The sequence below is a fragment of the Caballeronia sp. SL1002 genome (genome assembly GCF_057814995.1).
In genome coordinates this window covers 1,669,331-1,687,161 of record NZ_JBYMUW010000002.1, presented here as the reverse complement: position 1 = coordinate 1,687,161, position 17,831 = coordinate 1,669,331, and the positions used below count along the sequence as shown (strand labels likewise).

The following is a 17,831-nucleotide window of genomic DNA, read 5'->3' as shown; positions in this document are numbered from 1 at the left end:
CGAATGCAATGCAGGTCCGACGCGAGTGCGACGCGAATGCGACGCGAATTCAATGCGGAATCATCCACGTCAGGACGTTCTGTTGCAGCCATACCAGCAGGCCGAGCAACACCGTGAGCAGGATCGAATGCTTGAACGTGCGGGCGAAAACCACGCCTTCCTTGCCCTTGAGTTCGGTTGTCGCCACACCGGTCGAGATGTTCTGCGGCGAGATCATCTTGCCCATCACGCCGCCCGAGGAATTGGTGGCGGCCATCAGGATCGGGTTGAGGTTCAACTGGCGCGCGGCCACCACCTGCAAATTGCCGAACAGCGCATTGCCGGATGTGTCGCTGCCTGACAGGAACACCGCGACCCAGCCGAGGAACGCCGAGACCAGCGGAAAGAACGCGCCGACCGAGGCAACGCCCAGCCCGAGCGTGTAGGTCATGCCCGAATAGTTCATCAGATAGGCGAGGCCGACGATCGTCGCGACCGTGAAGATCGCGATGCGCGTCTGGATCCAGGTATCGGCGAGAGCGTGGCCGAATTCGCGCGGCGGCAGTTTGACCAGAAGCGCGGTGATGATCGCGGCGACGAGGATGGCCGTGCCCGTCGCGAGCGGCTGGAAGTCCCAGATCGCGCCGTAAGGGGTGTTGTAGAGCGTGATAAAGACGGCTTTATCGAGACCCGGCCAAGGAATCTTCACGTCGCCGATAAGAAAGATCTTAAGCACCGTCCACACGATCACGACCACCGCCACGACGATCCACGGCAGCCAGCCCTGCGCGCCCGAGACGGTCGTGCGGGTGACGCCCGCGCGGTCCACGTTCACCGCGAAGCGCTCGTCCATCGCGGGTTTCCAGACGCGCAGGAAACCGATCGTGAGGATGAGTGAGACGAGCGACGAAAGCACATCGGTAAGCGAATAGCTGATGTAGTTCGAGGTGACGAACTGCGTGAGCGCGAAACTGCCGCCGGAGACGAGCAGCACCGGCCACACCCGCAGCATGTTGCGAAAGCCCGCGTACACGCCGATCACGTAGAACGGCAAAAGCAGCGCGAAGAACGGCAACTGGCGGCCGACCATCTTCGCCAGCAGGTCGGTGGGCAAGTGCGTGACCGCGCCGAGCACGGTGATCGGCACGCCGAGCGCACCGAACGCCACCGGCGCGGTGTTGAAGATCAGCGTGAACGTGAGCGCTTCGAGCGTCGGGAAACCGAGCAGGATCAGGAGCGAACTGGTGATGGCGATCGGCGTGCCGAAGCCCGAAATGCCTTCGAGCAGCGCGCCGAACGAAAAACCGATCACGATCAGCACGATGCGCCGGTCGTTCGGCAGGTTATCGATCATCCAGACGCGAAATGCGTCGAAGCGGCCCGAGCGTTGCGCGATGTTGTAGAGCAGGATCGCCGCGAACACGATCCACATGACCGGCCAGAGCGCGAAGACGGCGCCCGCCGCGATGGCGTCGGCGGCAAGCGGGACGGGAAAGTGCCAGCCCGCAATCGCCACAATCACCCCGACCACGAGTCCCGCGAGCGACGCCTGCCACGCTGGCCGGCGAGCCACGCCGAGCATGAGCAACACGACGACGATAGGCAACGCGGCCACGACGAACGACAGCGCGAGCGAGTCCGCTACCGGCTTGAGCAGTTGATGGAACATCTCGTCTCCGTATTTTTTATGGATATGAGCATCTGCCGAACGGCCTTGAGCACATGGAGTCCGAGTAGTTCGGCGGGCGAAGCGCGCGGCGAGCGGCTCAAGCCTTACGGCAATTCAATCGACTTAAGCAATCGACTTAAGCAATCGACTTAAGCATCCGCCTAATGCGCACCGGTTAAGCATAGGTTGAGGTTTGCATCCGTCAAGTTAGGAATGCCCGCAGACGGAAGTCGAGATGCTGCGTTTGCGTTCGCGGAGCACGCCTGATGGCACCGGGAGGCACCCGGTTTGCCAAAAATCTAACCCTTCGCGGTTTCGGCTGATACCGGCTTGGCCTCGCGCAGGTCGCGAAACACCCACATGCCGAGCACGCCAAAGCACGCCACAAGCCAGGCCACAAAGAAAGCGAAGACGAGCATGTCCAGATCCCCGAGACGGTCAGGCAACGGTCGATCAACCGTCGCGATGGCCGAAAAGAGCGAAATTCGTGCCTGAGCTGTCGGGACATGGACAGAAGCTTGTCCTGTAAGGCTGGGCGTATGCGTGGGAATGGTCCCGCACACGGTCGCTCCTCCCGCACCGTGGGAAACTGTTACAAGACAGTGACGCCGCACGCGTGCCCCACGCAGATGCGATCGCGGAGAACTCTTCAGCAGTCGTCAGTGATGGTGATGGCCACCACCGCCGCCATACCAGCCGAAGCCGAGCGAAATGGATGGACCGCCATAACCGTAATAAGCCGGATAGGGTGCGTAGGCGGGATAAACGGGATAGGGCGGTGGATACGGCGGGTAGTAAGCCGGATAGCTCGGCGCATACACGACCGTGGGCGCAGGCGCGGGCGGTTGCGCGGTGGTGTAGGTCTGCGTGGAGCCTTGCGTGGCATCGACATTCGCGGACGCTTGCCCGACAGGCACTTCGCGTTGCGTCGAAGCGCTGCTTACGACCGGATAACCCGGATACGCTGGATACGCATAGCCGTAGGGGACGTAATAGCAACCGCTCAGTGCTGCGGCGGCGCTCAACGCCGCCAGTGCCAGTTTCGCGTTCATGGTCCTGCTCCTGTCTGCCCACACCGACGTTTCATTCGCAGATATTTCGTGTCGGTAGAAGGAGCTTAGCCCATCGCCGGACACCGCGATCAACCGCTCGCGAGGCCAATTGTTTCGGCTTATTTCAAGCCGACGGCGCGTGCGTGCATCGGTTAAAAACGCGCACCGCTGCGCCGCCGAAATCCTTACTTTCCGACCTGATTGCCGATCACGCCGCCAACCGCCGCGCCGCCCAAAGTAGATAACGCGCTGCCGCCGATCGCTGCCCCCGCGACGCCGCCCGCGCCCGCGCCGATCGCGGTATCGCGTTGACGAGTGCTCATGCTGTCGCAGGCCGACAGGCCACCGGCGAGCGCTAGAACGAGCGCCGCGACGCCAATGTGTTTAGTCGTTTTCATTTCAACTCTCCGGTACGTTTTGGTTTGATAAAGGTGGTACGGATTGGGCTGGAAACGGCGGGCGCTCTCATCCTGTTGTACGGGCATGAAGATGCTGGCCGATTCTGCATGTCTAGAAGCACGGAAGATGCCCGCGCGGGTAAACGCAAACGGCCCGCCGCGAGGCAGGCCGTGTGCGTCAACTGTTTGCAGCAACCGCGTGCAATAACTTCAAGCGCGACGCCTACGTGCGCTGATAAATCTCCGCACCCTTCTTCACGAACTCGATCGCCTTCGTCTGCATGCCTTGCGTGAGCGCCTCGCTATCGGACACGCCTTGCTTGGCCGCGTAGTCGCGCACGTCCTGCGTGATCTTCATCGAGCAGAAATGCGGACCGCACATCGAGCAGAAATGCGCGACCTTCGCCGAATCCTTCGGCAGCGTTTCGTCGTGGAATTCGCGCGCCTTGTCCGGATCGAGGCCGAGGTTGAACTGGTCGTCCCAGCGGAACTCGAAACGCGCCTTCGACAGCGCGTTGTCACGCACCTGCGCGCCCGGATGGCCCTTCGCCAGATCGGCGGCGTGCGCGGCAAGCTTGTACGTGATGATGCCGACCTTCACGTCGTCCTTGTTCGGCAAGCCGAGATGCTCCTTCGGCGTGACATAGCAGAGCATCGCCGTGCCGAACCAGCCGATCATCGCCGCCCCGATGCCCGAGGTGATGTGGTCGTAGCCCGGCGCGATGTCGGTCGTGAGCGGCCCGAGCGTGTAGAACGGCGCTTCGTCGCACCACTCCAGTTGCAGGTCCATGTTCTCCTTGATGAGCTGCATCGGCACGTGGCCCGGACCTTCGATCATCACCTGCACGTCATGCTTCCACGCGATCTGCGTGAGTTCGCCGAGCGTTTTCAGTTCGCCGAGCTGCGCTTCGTCGTTGGCGTCGTAGATCGAACCGGGACGCAGGCCGTCGCCGAGCGAGAACGAGACGTCGTACTGCTTCATGATCTCGCAGATGTCTTCGAAGTGCTCGTACAGGAAGCTTTCCTTGTGATGCGCGAGGCACCACTTCGCCATGATCGAGCCGCCGCGCGAGACGATGCCCGTCATGCGGTTCGCGGTCAGCGGCACGTATTGCAGGCGCACGCCCGCGTGGATCGTGAAGTAATCGACGCCTTGCTCGGCCTGCTCGATCAGCGTGTCGCGGAAAATTTCCCAGGTCAGATCTTCAGCTTTGCCGTTGACCTTTTCGAGCGCCTGATAGATCGGCACCGTGCCGATCGGCACCGGGCTATTGCGGATGATCCACTCGCGGGTCTCGTGAATATGCTTGCCGGTCGAAAGGTCCATGACCGTGTCGCCGCCCCAGCGGATCGCCCAGGTCATCTTGTCGACTTCCTCGCCGATCGACGACGTCACTGCCGAGTTGCCGATATTCGCGTTGATCTTCACGAGGAAATTACGGCCGATGATCATCGGCTCCGATTCCGGGTGATTGATATTCGCCGGAATGATCGCGCGGCCGCGCGCGACTTCCTCGCGGACGAACTCCGGCGTGATCGAGCTCAGCGCGTTGGGTCCGAACGCGGTGGCGCCGAACGCCTGGCCCGGATGCTGGCGGCCCATCATCTTCGCGAGCTTTTCGCCGTTCGGGCCGCTCGTGCGCAGACTTTCGAGGTATTCGGCGCGCCGCTGATTCTCGCGGATCGCGATGTATTCCATCTCCGGCGTGACGATGCCCTGCCGCGCGTAGTGCATCTGCGAGACGTTCTTGCCGGCGATTGCGCGGCGCGGCGTGCGATGCAGGCCGGGGAAACGCAGGTCGGCGGTGGCGGCATCGGCGGCGCGCTCGCGGCCGAATTCGCTCGACAGGCCTGAGAGGTTTTCCGTATCGCCGCGCGCTTCGATCCAGCGCTGACGCAGCGCGGGCAGGCCCGAACGAATGTCGATGGCGGCGTCCGGATCGCTATAGGGGCCGGACGTGTCGTACACATAGACCGGCGGATTTTTCTCGCCGCCGAAACTGTCGGAGGTATCCGACTGCGTGATTTCGCGCATCGGCACGCGGATATCCGGCTGCGAGCCGGTCACGTAGACCTTGCGCGAATTCGGCAGCGGGGCGATGGCGAGCGCGTCGACGACTGCATCGGCGGAAAGGAATTTCGGATTGGCATTCATTGCTGTTTCTCCTGGGAACGGTTTTTTATCCAGCCGCTCCGGACGAGCGAAAACGCGTCCGGGGCGAACTGATTCAGGAGCTAAACAGGGAGGACTTGACGGAAGAGAGCGGGTTTTGGAGGATCGGCGCGGCGAGTGGAAGAAGACCCTCGTGCGCCGTAAAACCCGAACGCTTCCCTGCGCTGGCATTATCCAGATCAGGTTCAAAGGGTATTTCTCACCCGCGATACACGGGCAAACCCGGCTTGAGCGTGACTCAAACAAGATTTGCGATGTGCAGCGCAGGACCCCCGCGTTAGCAGCCGTCACAGTACACTGCCGCGTGGCGTCTTGGCAACCGTCTTGGCAACGTTCTGTAACGGCCGAGCGTTTCTCGTCAGACCGTACTGCATAATGGCGTTCTCCGCGGATTCAGCGGTGGCGCGGGTTGCCCGAACGTGCCGCGACCGCGTTTGTAAGCGCCCGAGCGCCTGAGTGCCTGAGTGCCTGAGTGCCTGAGTGGCCGAGTGCCCAAGTACCCAAGTACCCAAGTACCCAAGTACCCAAGTACCCAAGTACCCAAGTACCCAAGTACCCAAGTACCCAAGTACCCAAGTACCCAAGTACCCAAGTACCCAAGTACCCAAGTACCCAAGTACCCAAGTATCCAAGTACCCAAGTATCCAAGTACCCAAGTACCCAAGTGCCCAAGTACCCTAACGGCGATTTTTCCGCCTTCTTTTCTAGTGCTCCAACATGTTGTCCTGCCTTGCCCGTCTTGCCGCCATTTCCGCGCGGCATGCGCGTAGTCCGCGGCCCGCTTTCTCCGGGCGTGCCGGTTTTATCGCCGTCGTGGAGTAACGGATGTCCACGCCGCTGCCGCAGAACCGTCCTCCCAAGTTGCCGTTCAATCTTCCCGATCGTTTTCCGTTCCGCCTTCCAGAGACGCAGAAAGGCCGCATCGCGCTGGCGCTGGCGGTCGTTTATATCGTGTGGGGATCGACGTATATGGCGGTGCATTTGTCGCTGCCGTCGTTTCCGCCGTTGATGCTGTCGGGCCTGCGTAATCTGTTCGCGGGGATCGGTCTGTTTATCTTCGCGGCGCGGCGCAAACCTGTCTGGCCGAGCGGCGCGGAAGTCCGCAACGCGGCGCTGGTCGGCACGCTGCTGGTGGGATTATCGAGCGGCATGCTCGCGTTCGGGATGCGCACCGTCGCGACCGGCACGGCTGCCGTGATGGTCGCGACCGTCCCGCTCTTCGCGACGATCATCGCCGCGGTTGCCGGCCGCAAGATCGCGAAGGGCGAGTGGGTCGCGGTCGGGCTGGGTCTCGTCGGGATTGCGCTCCTGAATCACGGCGACCGCTCGACGGGATCGACCGCCGGCAGTTTCGCCATCCTGTGCGGCGCGCTGTTCTGGGCGGGCGGCGCGCATCTGGCCGGACGGCTCAGGTTGCCGTCTGACCTGTTCGTTTCGACGGCGTTGCAGATTGGGTTGGGCGGGTCTATCTCGACGGTGGTCGCCTTGTTGTCGGGCGAGCGGATCGTGAGTATCGGCTTCGTGCCGGGCGTGTCGTTCCTTTACCTGATGCTGATCGGCACGATGTCGGCGTATGTCGCCTATGGCTATTTGATTCGCCACACCAGTCCGATTATTGCGAGCAGTTGCATGTACGTGAATCCCGTTGTCGCGGTGGCGCTTGGATCGGTGCTGCTGGGCGAGGCCATTACGCAATGGACGGTGATTGCGACTGTCGTGATTTTGATTAGCGTCGGGCTGTCGTTTTGGTTTGATTATCGGCGGCGTGGACTGGTCTGAGGTTTTTGCTGGCGCTTTTGCTTTGGTTTGCCTGTGCTTTTTGGGAACTTGCTTTCGTGTAGGTCTATTAGCTCGCCGCTGTGCGCGGCAGCAGTCACTTTCTTTGCTGCTGCAAAGAAAGTAACCAAAGAAAGCAGCGTGACCGTCTAAGTGTCCATCACGACCCGTAACCCGGAGTGGTGCGCAAGCTGATTCGGCCATCCCACCATACAACAGAGTGGAGCCGCTCATTCATCCTCGCAGGCACGAAGTGCCTGCCAGTAGGGCAAAAACCCAATCCCAATCCCAATCCCAAAACCAAAACAAAACCAATCCCAAAACCAAAACCAAAACCAAAACCAAAACCAAAACCAAAACCAAAACCAAAACCAAAGCCAAAGCCAAAGCCAAAGCCAAAGCCAAAGCCAAAGCCAAAGCCAAAGCCAAAGCCAAGGCCAAGGCCAAGGCCGAATAAGACCAGGTCAAGTTAAGATCAAGTCGAAAAGTGGAACCGTGGGTTTTTGACATGCCCGACGTCCGCGCGCAGCGAGGATGGAGCTGACGGGTGCTGTGCCAAAACCGATGAAGCCGAGTTAGCCTGGTCAGCTTGCGTGCCTATCCGCAAGGTTATTCGAGGTGGACACTTAAATGGATAAGCTGCTTTCTTTGGTTACTTTCTTTGCAGCAGCAAAGAAAGTGACTGCTGCCGCGCATAGCGGCGTGCTAATAAACCTACACGAAAGCAAGTTCTCAAGCAGCGCAAGCAAGCCAACGAGCGGAGCCACGCCACACCACGGAAGGCCACGCCACACTCTGCAAGGCAACACCACGCCCCAAAAAAATCGCAGCCCGTTATTTCCAACGGCCGCTAAAGCCGTGCGGCCACCTCCGCCCCTTCGCGAATCGCGCGTTTCGCATCGAGTTCCGCCGCGAACTTAGCACCGCCGATAACATGAAAGCGCATAGAAGCACCCGACTGCACCGGCCGATGCAACTCCGCAAGCGATTCCTGCCCCGCGCAAACCACAACCGTGTCCACATCGAGCCACGTCGATTCGCCGTTACGCGATATCCGCACGCCACGCGCCGTGATTTCCTCGTACGTCACGCCATCGAGCATGGTCACGCTATTGCGCTGCAGTGTCGCCCGATGCACCCAGCCGGAGGTTTTCCCCAACCCCGCGCCCAGCTTGCCAGCCTTACGCTGCAAGAGAAAAATCTGACGCGCCGGCGCTCGCCCGAGGGGCGTTTTCAGACCTCCGCGCGACGCCACTTCCATTTCCACGCCCCATTCGTCGAACCACGCTTCGCGCGTTTGCGGAAGTGCGTCGCCCGCATGATGCAGCAGGAATTCACACACATCGAAACCAATCCCGCCCGCACCGATCACCGCGACCCGCGCGCCCACCGCCGCGCCGCGCAGCACATCGACGTAGGACAGGACATTCGGCCCGTCGATGCCGGGAATCGCCGGGCGGCGCGGCGCGATGCCGGTCGCGACGATCACGTCGTCGAAGCGGCCGGCGTCGATCAGCGCCGGATCGACGCGGGTGCCGAGGCGAAGCGTCACCTGATGCCGCTCGATCTGGCTCGCGAAATAACGGATGGTCTCCGAAAATTCCTCTTTGCCCGGAATCCGGCGCGCCAGATCGAACTGGCCGCCGATCTGCTCGGCGGCGTCGAACAGCGTCACGCGATGCCCGCGCGACGCCGCAACGGTCGCCGCCGACAAACCCGCCGGTCCCGCGCCGATCACAGCGACCTCGCGCGGCGCGGCGGTGGCGCGATAGACGAGCTGCGTCTCGCGCCCGGCGCGCGGATTGACGAGACACGTCGCGCGCTGATTGCGGAACGTGTGATCGAGGCAAGCCTGATTGCACGCGATGCACGTGTTGATCTCGTCCGCGCGGCCGGTCGCGGCCTTGACGACGAAATCGGGATCGGCGAGCAGCGGTCGGGCCATCGAAACGAGATCGCCCGCGCCGTCTTCGAGCAACTGCTCGGCCACCTGCGGCGTATTGATCCGGTTCGACACGATCACCGGCACGCTGACCGCGCGCTTGAGCCGCGCGGCGAGACCGGCGAACGCCGCGCGCGGCACAGAGGTCACGATGGTCGGCACGCGCGCCTCATGCCAGCCGATTCCTATGTTGAACATTGTCACGCCCGCTTTTTCGAGTGCGCGCGCCGCCGTCTCGGTTTCGGCCCAGGTCGTGCCGCCTTCAACGAGATCGATGACCGACAGCCGGTACACGACGATAAACGCCTCGCCGAGCGCCGCCCGCACGCGCTCGACGATCTGCACCGCGAGCCGCATCCGGTTCTCGATCGGACCGCCGTAATCGTCGTCGCGACGGTTGGTGCGCGGGCACATGAATTGGCTCAGCAGATAACCCTCGCTCCCCATGATCTCGATGCCGTCGTAGCCCGCCGCCTTCGCGAGCCGCGCGCAACGCACGTAAGCGCGGATCGTCCGCTCGATACCGCGAAGCGACAGCGCGCGGGGCGTGAAACGCGAGATCGGCGATTTGATCGCGGAGGCCGACACCACGAACGGCTGATAACCGTAGCGCCCGGCGTGCAGGATCTGTAGCGCGATTTTCGCGCCTTCTTCGTGCACGGCGCGCGTCACCTTCCGATGATTCGGCACGTCGAGCCAGTGATTCAGCGTCCCGCCGAACGGCAGCAGCCAGCCTTCGCGATTCGGCGAAATGCCGCCCGTGATGATGAGTCCGACGCCGCCGCGCGCTCGCTCACGAAAGTATTCCGCAAGCTCACGATAGTGCCAGAAGCGATCTTCCATGCCGGTGTGCATCGAACCCATCACCACGCGGTTGCGCAGCCGCGTGAAGCCGAGATCGAGTTCGGCAAGCAGATTTGGGTAGGGCATGCGGGACGCTTTGTAAAAGTGGTGGGTTCGAACAATACACCCCGGCCATGCGCGCTCATTCCCGCCGATTCGAGGGCTATCTCTAAAACCCGTTTCGACCCCGCCAGTCAACCGTCTGACGAATATCGAGCGATCCCTCCAATGCCAGCGGCACGGCCGTTGCTAAAGCCATGCACCCAAACAGTGCTCGTGGATTTCGGCCAGCGGGCACTACGGGATACATACAAAACGGGCGGGGTGCCCGGATAACGTCTGACGCAAATTTATAAAGGTGGAAATATGAAGCTCATCCGAACAATGGCAGCGATGGCGGGCGTCGCGTCTCTGGTCTCCGCATGCGGCGGCGGCTCCGACGATCTCGGCAAGGAACTCGGCTTGACGAACCCGGAAGTCCATTTCGTCCACGCCATCCCGAGCGGTCCGAACGTTGATTTTTACGTCAACGGGAAGGTGCTTCAGAGCAATCTGGCTTACAAGACCTCCACCAACTTCGCGAATATCGATACCGGACAGCAGAACTTCTCGTACACCGCCAACGGGCAGACCACGACACTAGCCTCGGATACCAGCATCTCGAATGCCGCGAAGGGCCATGAATACACGGTGATCGCGCTGCCGGATGCGGGCTTCCTGCCGTCCATCGCCGTGATCGACGATCCGTTCGACAAGGGCCTGCTGTCGTCGAGCGCGCGCGTACGCGGCTTCAACGCGTCGGCAAATGCGCAGAATCTGGATCTGTATCTGGTGGCGCCGGGGACGGACATCAACACCGTCAGCCCGACCATGCCGAGCCTCGCGTTCAAGAATGCCGTACCGGCGACGACCCAGGATTCGACCTACGTGTCGGGCGGCACGTATCAACTGGTCGCGACGGCGGCCGGTTCGAAGACGCCGGTGTACAAGTCCGCTTCCTTCGACCTCACCAACAACGCCGACTGGCTCATCACTACGCTGCCGTCGGGCAATGCGTTGAGCCAGGTGATCCCGGAAAGCATCCGCTTGCTCGTCTCGCAGGGCGGCAACATGAACAATCCGACGATCGAACTGCCGGACACGAAATAACCGCGTGACCTAAATAACAACCAAAAGATAAAGAGAGCGCCGCCGTAGCATCGAGCGGCGGACGATAAGCTGAGAGGGAACGGCGGTCCGCATCGAGCGGTCCGCCGTTTTTTTTTCGACCGGCCGAAGCGGGAGGCGTGAAGCGCGAGACACGTGACACGAAACGCGAAACGCGAAACGCGAGGCGAAAAGAAACGCGAGGCGAAAAGAAACGCGAAACGAAAAGAAACGCAAAGACGAAAAAAAACCCGCCGCGTGGCGCGACGGGTCGACAGAAACCGGGCGGCCCGAAGGCCGCGAGGCCGAGCGCTTACTTGTGCTCTTCGGCGGAGTTGGTGATGGCGTTGCCGCCCTTCGAGATGTCCTGGCCCGCGCCCGAAACCGTGTTGCAGGCGGCAAGTGCAGCAGAACCAGCGATCAGCAGCAAAGCGATAATTCGAGTCATGAGTGTTCCCCTTGAGTGAAAAGCGCGCGTTTCGCGGCAGAAGCGAGACAACACGCGCATCGTGATCTGGATCAGCCTGGACGCACTGCGCGTCGTCAGGCATTGGTTCTAACCGACCAGGAAGGACGCGCTTCTCAAAGCCCTTCGATCGACTACACCGGTTTGAACAATCATAAAAAATCGGTCGAGGCGAGGCTGTAGGCGTGGCCGTGTTTTTCGTGTCGGCGGTGTCCGCTATTGCTGTCGGCGTCCTCCTACGCGGCGGGTCGCAGCGTGGTTGTCCGGGGCGTGCCGTTTGACTCGTTGCTCGCCGTTCGCGCGCGGGGCAGCGTCGCGAGAATGCTCGTGCCGTGCGGCACGCGCCGTTCTATTTCGATCCGTCCGCCGCGCGCGCTCACGCGCTGGCGCATGCCCAGGAGACCATGCGTGTGCGTGCGTCTCAGGTCTTGCGCTCGGATGCCGACGCCGTCGTCGGTGATATGCAGCGTGACGTTGTGGTCGTCGAGCGTGAGTGCAATCGTGATGCGTTGCGCCCGCGCGTATTTAGCGGCGTTCGTGAGCGACTCCTGCCCGACACGGAACAGCGCGATCTCGATTTCCTCGCCGAGCTTGACGTCGTCGTCGGGGAGCGCGAGTTCGAGCGTCCAGCCATTGCGCTGGGCGGCTTCGTCGCCGAGCGTGCGCAGCGCCGTCACCAGCCCGAAGTTGGCGAGCACGGTCGGCCGCATGTCTTCGATAATCCGCCGCTTGAGCGCGATGCCCTGATCCAGATTGGCGATCGCGCGCATGAGTTTGTCGGACATCGCGGGTTCGCTCGCCTTGAGCCGGTTGTTCACCCAGGCGACGTCCATCTTGCTTGCGGTCAGGATGGAGCCGAGTTCGTCGTGCAGCTCACGCGCGAGTTCCGTCTTTTCGTTTTCGCTCACCGATTGCAAATGCCACGCAAGCGCTTCGAGCTGGCGCGTGCGCTCGAACACGAGCTGATCGAGCTCCTCCTGCTGCGTGATGAGCTTCTTCTGCACCCGATCCTGCTTGTCGAGCTGAATGCCGAGATTACGGAACAGCAGCAGGAACAGCACGATATTGAGCGCGCACAATGCGCCGACGCAGAATGTGGAAATGCGTTGATCGGCGCGGCTCTGGTCGAGCGCGCGCTGGGCACGGCGTTCCTCGTTCAGGCGCAAGAGCGCAAGCGTGCTGTCGAGGATCCCGCCCGCTGGCGGCGCGGCGAGCCCCAGTTCGCGGATGCGCGCGGCAGCTTCGGGAGCGGCGTGCGTGCCGTCGAGCGCGGCAAGCCCGGATGCAACCTGCGCTTCGACGGCGGCGCTGATCTGCGTAAAGCTCGCGAGCGCGGTGTCGTCGGCTTTCTGCCGGTAGTAACCGTCGAGCGACCCGACGGTTGCGCGAATCCTCGCCGCGCTGAGCCGGAAATGCTCGGCGTAAGCGGGATCCGGCTTGAGCGCGAACGCGCGTTCGTCGGCGGCGAGCGTCGCGATAACGGCGGCGAGCGCGGTCAGTTGCGTGGTCGCGCCCTTGGCGTCGAGCGCGGTTTCGTACTCGGCCGCGATCCGCATGCGTCCGGATTCCAGGATCACCAGCCCGCCCACCGTGATGACGATGGCGACCGTCATCGCGACCGCCCAGCTCCAGCGGCGCATCCACTCGTTAAAGCGTGTGGCGCGGCGGCCGTTGCCGGATTCGGCATCGTCGGATGCGGGTTGCGCTGGATACGCGCGGGTGGCCTCAGTCATAGTGCTCATGCGTGTTCGTGCGTGTTCATACATGGTCGGGGTCGATTGAAAGCCGCTGTCAGCGCTCTCCTACAGCAAAAAAGGAGCCTGCCCGGATGCGCCGCGCCGCGCGGGTGTCTACCATGGTTTCGTCAGCCAACTTTTATGCGGGGAAACGATCATGTTGAAGTGGGCCTTGTTTTTCGCGCTCGTCGCGGTGGTTGCCGGCTTGCTGGGTTTCACCGGCATCGCGGCGGGCGCCGCGGGCATCGCGAAGTTCCTGTTCGTGCTGTTCCTGATCCTGTGCGCCGTGTTTCTGGTGCTCGGGTTCGTCATTACGAAAAAAGTCGTCGATTAGCGGAGAGTCGTCATGCTGCACTACGCCGCCATCTTTTTTGTCATCGCGATCATCGCGGCGGTGTTCGGCTTCACCGGCATCGCCGCCGGTGCGGCCGAAATCGCGAAGATCCTGTTCTACATTTTTCTGGTCGTATTTGTCGTCACGCTGCTGCTGGGCGTGTTTCGGACGTAGCGTGGGCTTCATGCGGGCGCGGCTTGCGGCGGGTTTGCCGCCGGCCTGCAACAAAACTCGCCCGCTTTTTTGCGTCTTTCGCGACGGGCGGGCACGCCACGTGCATGCGGTTCCGGCGAAGCGCTCAAAGCGCGCCGCGCTAGCGCTATGCGGCAACGGGCGCGCCGCGCGCCCCGGAACGGCGAACCTCGTGGCGATCCGCGTTGCCTGCCGTCTGTCCTCAACCCAATTCCAGGAGCAATAAATGTCGAAATCGTCTGCTGCAAAAGTCGCGCCGGGCCAGTCGCATGATGCGTTTGTCCTCGACGTCGAGAAAATCCGTTCGGACGCGCGCCAGCACATGGACGAAGGTCCGGTCACGGCGAGTTACGGCGCCGACCGTGAGGTCGTCCTGAAGCTGCTGAACGATTCGCTCGCCACTGAAATCGTCTGCACGCTGCGCTACAAGCGCCACTATTTCATGGCGAAGGGCATCCATTCGGAGGCTGTCGCCGCTGAATTCCTCGAACACGCGAAGGAAGAGCAGGAACACGCCGATACGCTCGCCGAGCGCATCGTGCAACTGGGCGGCGAGCCGGATTTCGCGCCCGACGGCCTGCGCTCGCGCTCGCATTCCGAGTACAAGGAAGGCAGCAACCTGATCGACATGATTCGTGAAAATTTGATCGCGGAACGGATTGCGATCGACACGTATCGCGAAATCATTCGATATCTAGGCGACAAGGACGTCACGACGCGGCGTATCTTCGAGGACATCCTCGCGGTGGAAGAAGAACACGCCGACGACATGGCCGACCTGCTGGAAGGCCGCGACGGCTGAGCGCGATCGATCGATGAAACGCAGGCGCGAAAAGCGCCTGCAAGACCGTAGACGGACCACCAGAGCGCAGATGATTCGAGTGTTGATAGCCGACGACCACGCGATCGTGCGGAGCGGTTTCCGGCAGTTCGTCGCCGACGAACCGGACATGGAAGTGGCGGCGGAAGCCTCCACGGGCGATGAAACCATCGCGCTCGTTCGCGAGCAGGCGTTCGACGTCGTGCTGCTGGATATCGCGATGCCGGACAAGAACGGTATCGATACCTTGCGCGTCGTTAAGCAGTTGCGCCCGGAGCAGGGCGTGCTGATGCTGTCGGGTTATCCGGAGAGCCAGTACGCGATTAATCTGCTGCGCGCGGGCGCGAACGGTTATCTGAACAAGGATGCCGCGCCGGAGGAGATCGTCCGTGCAATTCGGACGGTTGCGCGCGGGCACCGGTATTTGTCGGAATTTATCGCGGATGCGCTCGCGGACAAGCTGGATCGCCCGGCCTCCGAGCGGCCTCACGAGACGTTATCCGAGCGCGAGTTCCAGATTTTCTGCAAGCTGGCGGGCGGGCGGATTCCGACCGAGATCGCCGACGAGCTGCATCTGTCGGTCAAAACGGTCAGCACGTATCGCGCGCGCGTGCTCGAAAAAATGCGCCTCGCGAACAACGCCGATCTCACGTATTACGCGATCAAGAACGGTTTGATCGAGTAGGAGGGCGCCCGCCGTGGGCCAACACACCACCACCGACGACGACCCGGACGCGTCGCGCGCCTCGGCGTGTGGACCGTTGCGGGTTCTGTTGATTGAAGATTCAGCGCTGATCCGGCGCAGTATCGTCGAGGCGATCGATGCGTCGGGCCAGTTGCGGGTCGCCGCATTCGCGGAGTCGCCCGCGGACGCCATCGCGCTGCTCGCGGCCGAAACTTTCGACGCGATCGTCGTCGATCTTCAACTGAAGCACGGCTCCGGCGTCGAAGTGCTCGCGTATCTGCAGAAAGCGGGGCTTGTCGAATCCACCTTCGCCGCCGTCCTGACCAATCACGCGCTACCCGCGTATCGCGAGCGCTGCCTGCAATACGGCGTGCGCCATTTCTACGATAAATCGCTCGAATTCGACCGCGTGATCGACGCGCTGCACGCCTACGCGCGCGAGCGCGCCTGAGCTTTTCCGTCTAACTTTTCTATCCCATCGACGCCGATGCCGCCGCGCGGCCGCGCCAGTGGCTGAACCCGGCGAGCGCCGTCGCGAGCAATCCGGCGGCACACACGCCGATCCAGCCGAGCGCGTGCCACGCAAGCGACGCCACCGCCGACCCCGCCGCGCCGCCGATGAAATACGCCACCATATAGACCGTGTTTACGCGGCTGCGCGCTTCCGGCTTGAGCGCGTAAATGCGCGACTGGTTCGAGATCTGCGCGGCCTGCACGCCCACATCGAGCACGATCACGCCAATCACGAGACCGGCGATGCTGCGCCCCGACAAGCCGAAGATCACGAACGACACGGCCACCAGCGCGATCGACAGCGAAATCACCGCGCGCGGCCCGCGTTTATCGGCGGATTTGCCGGCGAGCGGCGCGGCGAGCGCACCGGCCGCGCCGACGATGCCGAACAGGCCCGCCGCCTGCGGACCGAGATGAAACGGCTCGCCCGCGAGCAGCAACGTGAGCACCGACCAGAAGATGCTGAACGCCGCGAACATCGCCGCGCCGGTCAGCGACGCCTCGCGCAGCGCGGGGTTTTCCACGGCCAGATGCCACATCGACACCAGCAGCTTGCCGTAGGGCAGCGTCGAGGTGGGCTTGCTCTTCGGCAGCCGCGCAACCACGACGACCGCGAGCACCAGCGTCGCCACGACCGATGCGCCGAACACCGCGCGCCACCCGAAATATTCCGCCACGAAGCCCGACACCGTCCGTGCGAGCAGAATGCCGAGCAACAATCCGCTCATCACCGTGCCGACCGCGTGGCCGCGCTCGGCGGCCGGCGCGAGTTCGGCGGCGAACGGCACGGCTTGCTGCGCGATGGTCGCGACCACGCCGATCGCGAGGCTCGCCGCGATCAAAACAGCAAGCGTCGGCGCGGCGGTCGCGACGACGAGCGCCGCGGCCAGACCCGCAAGTTGCAGCAGGATCAGGAGCCGCCGGTCGAAGCGGTCGCCGAGCGGCGCGAGCACGAGCATGCCGAGCGCGTAGCCCAGTTGCGTTGCCGCCGGCACCGCGCCGATGAGATACGCACTGCCGGGAAACGACGCGCGGAAGTCGTCGAGGAGCGGCTGGTTGAAATAGATATTGGCGACCGACACGCCCGCGATGGTCGCGAGCAGCCACAGCGTGGCGCGGGAATAGTGCTGATGCGGCTGGGAAGTCGTCGTGGACATGAAGTGGCGGGTTCGTGGCGGGGTCGGCAGAGCGTCGCCGATCATACTGGAGACGCCCGGGCCGTGCTCGTCGGGCTTGGAGCTAGTCCCGGTACGGAAACGGCCCCGCGCCGGGCTCCACATACGCGTGATGCGTGACCAGACCCGCCGCCTCGGTGTACAGGTGCAGCGAGTAGCCGGGCGGTTCGAGCACGAACGCTTCGGGGCTCGCCTCGCGCAGATCGAGCGTGCTCTGGTGCGCCGTCGACGCCGCGCACCACGCGAGCGTCCCGCCGAAACGCACGGCGATCGGCCGGTGTACGTGGCCGCACAGCACGCGCTCGACGTTCGGGTAGCGCGTAAGCAGCGCGGCGAGACGCGCACTGTCGGCAGGCGCGAGACGCACGCGATCCAGATAGCGGATGCCGCAGTCGAACGGCGGATGATGCAACGCGATGACCACCGGACGCGCGCCGGCGCGATCGAGCTGGCGCGCGAGCCAGTCGAGCCGTGCATCGCACAGGCGTCCTCCGCTCGCGCCCGGATTGAGCGTATCGAGCGCGATCACGCGAAGCGGTCCGGCATCGAACGCGTACTGGATGAACTCGCCTTCGCCATGAAGTTCGGGGTGATCGTGGAAGGTTTCGCGCAACGGCTCGCGCGCGTCGTGATTGCCGACCAGCAGCCTGTACGGAATGCGCAGCGGCGCGAGCAGGGCGCGCAGGTGTTCGTATTCCTCGCGCCGTCCGCTATCGGCCAGATCGCCTGTCATGAGCACTAGGTCGGGACGCGGATCGAGCGCGTTCAACGCATCGACGCAGCGCGCGAGACACGTCGCGGTATCGACGCGTCCGTAGGCAAGCGCGCCGGGCATCTTGATATGCGTGTCACTGATCTGAGCGAGCAGCATGCGTTTCTCCGCATTGAGATGAACGTGCAGCTTACCGAAAGTGTGCAACGTGCGGGCGGCA

17 protein-coding genes and 1 riboswitch are annotated in these 17,831 nt (G+C 62.9%); of the genes, 7 read left to right on the top strand and 10 right to left on the bottom strand.

Annotated features, from left to right (window positions below; all coding sequences use genetic code 11):
- Positions 1-49: 49 nt before the first annotated feature.
- From AC3D25_RS10405 to thiC, 4 genes are all read right to left on the bottom strand, one after another.
- A complete protein-coding gene (locus AC3D25_RS10405; RefSeq protein WP_488888325.1) occupies positions 50-1,648 on the bottom strand; it encodes an L-lactate permease in 1,599 nt (532 codons plus the stop codon).
- A 659-nt stretch (positions 1,649-2,307) separates the two neighbouring features.
- Positions 2,308-2,700 carry a hypothetical protein gene (locus AC3D25_RS10400; protein WP_488888324.1) on the bottom strand — a complete coding sequence of 131 codons (393 nt, stop codon included), beginning with the start codon at positions 2,698-2,700 and terminating at the stop codon, positions 2,308-2,310.
- 185 nt (positions 2,701-2,885) lie between these two features.
- A complete protein-coding gene (locus AC3D25_RS10395) occupies positions 2,886-3,098 on the bottom strand; it encodes a YMGG-like glycine zipper-containing protein (RefSeq protein ID WP_488888323.1) in 213 nt (70 codons plus the stop codon).
- A 223-nt stretch (positions 3,099-3,321) separates the two neighbouring features.
- Positions 3,322-5,253: a phosphomethylpyrimidine synthase ThiC gene (thiC, locus tag AC3D25_RS10390; protein ID WP_488888322.1), complete on the bottom strand. Its 1,932-nt coding sequence runs from the start codon at positions 5,251-5,253 to the stop codon at positions 3,322-3,324.
- Between the two features lie 156 nt (positions 5,254-5,409).
- Positions 5,410-5,555: riboswitch (TPP riboswitch) on the bottom strand.
- Positions 5,556-6,096: 541 nt separating this feature from the next.
- Here thiC and AC3D25_RS10385 point away from each other — a divergent pair.
- Positions 6,097-7,050 (top strand): EamA family transporter, encoded by a 954-nt coding sequence (locus AC3D25_RS10385; protein WP_488888321.1) that lies wholly within the window; start codon positions 6,097-6,099, stop codon positions 7,048-7,050.
- A 231-nt stretch (positions 7,051-7,281) separates the two neighbouring features.
- Here the strand turns inward: AC3D25_RS10385 and AC3D25_RS10380 are convergent, their stop codons facing one another.
- Both AC3D25_RS10380 and AC3D25_RS10375 read right to left on the bottom strand, forming a co-directional pair.
- On the bottom strand, positions 7,282-7,557 hold the full coding sequence (locus tag AC3D25_RS10380; RefSeq protein WP_488888320.1) for a hypothetical protein: 276 nt from the start codon (positions 7,555-7,557) through the stop codon (positions 7,282-7,284).
- Between the two features lie 340 nt (positions 7,558-7,897).
- Positions 7,898-9,919 carry a 2,4-dienoyl-CoA reductase FMN-binding domain-containing protein gene (locus tag AC3D25_RS10375; protein ID WP_488888319.1) on the bottom strand — a complete coding sequence of 674 codons (2,022 nt, stop codon included), beginning with the start codon at positions 9,917-9,919 and terminating at the stop codon, positions 7,898-7,900.
- 279 nt (positions 9,920-10,198) lie between these two features.
- Here AC3D25_RS10375 and AC3D25_RS10370 point away from each other — a divergent pair, with 279 nt between their 5' ends.
- Positions 10,199-10,981 (top strand): DUF4397 domain-containing protein, encoded by a 783-nt coding sequence (locus AC3D25_RS10370; protein WP_488888318.1) that lies wholly within the window; start codon positions 10,199-10,201, stop codon positions 10,979-10,981.
- A 310-nt stretch (positions 10,982-11,291) separates the two neighbouring features.
- Here AC3D25_RS10370 and AC3D25_RS10365 read toward each other — a convergent pair whose 3' ends face one another.
- Positions 11,292-11,426 carry an entericidin A/B family lipoprotein gene (locus AC3D25_RS10365; protein ID WP_488888317.1) on the bottom strand — a complete coding sequence of 45 codons (135 nt, stop codon included), beginning with the start codon at positions 11,424-11,426 and terminating at the stop codon, positions 11,292-11,294.
- A 254-nt stretch (positions 11,427-11,680) separates the two neighbouring features.
- Positions 11,681-13,186 (bottom strand): sensor histidine kinase, encoded by a 1,506-nt coding sequence (locus tag AC3D25_RS10360; protein WP_488888316.1) that lies wholly within the window; start codon positions 13,184-13,186, stop codon positions 11,681-11,683.
- Positions 13,187-13,337: 151 nt separating this feature from the next.
- Between AC3D25_RS10360 and AC3D25_RS10355 the strand changes: the two genes are divergently transcribed.
- The 5 genes from AC3D25_RS10355 (at position 13,338) to AC3D25_RS10335 (ending at position 15,662) form a co-directional block, all read left to right on the top strand.
- Positions 13,338-13,514: a DUF1328 domain-containing protein gene (locus tag AC3D25_RS10355; protein ID WP_488888315.1), complete on the top strand. Its 177-nt coding sequence runs from the start codon at positions 13,338-13,340 to the stop codon at positions 13,512-13,514.
- A 12-nt stretch (positions 13,515-13,526) separates the two neighbouring features.
- Positions 13,527-13,688, top strand: coding sequence for a DUF1328 domain-containing protein (locus tag AC3D25_RS10350; protein ID WP_035936253.1), 162 nt, complete (start codon positions 13,527-13,529; stop codon positions 13,686-13,688).
- 244 nt (positions 13,689-13,932) lie between these two features.
- A complete protein-coding gene (locus tag AC3D25_RS10345; protein ID WP_488888314.1) occupies positions 13,933-14,508 on the top strand; it encodes a ferritin-like domain-containing protein in 576 nt (191 codons plus the stop codon).
- Positions 14,509-14,578: 70 nt separating this feature from the next.
- Complete coding sequence (locus tag AC3D25_RS10340) at positions 14,579-15,211, top strand: response regulator (RefSeq protein WP_488888313.1); 633 nt, start codon at positions 14,579-14,581, stop codon at positions 15,209-15,211.
- Between the two features lie 13 nt (positions 15,212-15,224).
- Positions 15,225-15,662 (top strand): response regulator, encoded by a 438-nt coding sequence (locus AC3D25_RS10335; RefSeq protein WP_488888312.1) that lies wholly within the window; start codon positions 15,225-15,227, stop codon positions 15,660-15,662.
- A 19-nt stretch (positions 15,663-15,681) separates the two neighbouring features.
- Here AC3D25_RS10335 and AC3D25_RS10330 read toward each other — a convergent pair whose 3' ends face one another.
- Together AC3D25_RS10330 and AC3D25_RS10325 are read right to left on the bottom strand one after the other, a co-directional pair.
- The gene (locus tag AC3D25_RS10330; RefSeq protein WP_488888311.1) at positions 15,682-16,881 is read right to left on the bottom strand and encodes an MFS transporter; all 1,200 of its coding nucleotides are present in this window, start codon (positions 16,879-16,881) and stop codon (positions 15,682-15,684) included.
- A gap of 82 nt (positions 16,882-16,963) precedes the next feature.
- The gene (locus tag AC3D25_RS10325; protein ID WP_488888310.1) at positions 16,964-17,770 is read right to left on the bottom strand and encodes a phosphodiesterase; all 807 of its coding nucleotides are present in this window, start codon (positions 17,768-17,770) and stop codon (positions 16,964-16,966) included.
- Positions 17,771-17,831: the final 61 nt, after the last annotated feature.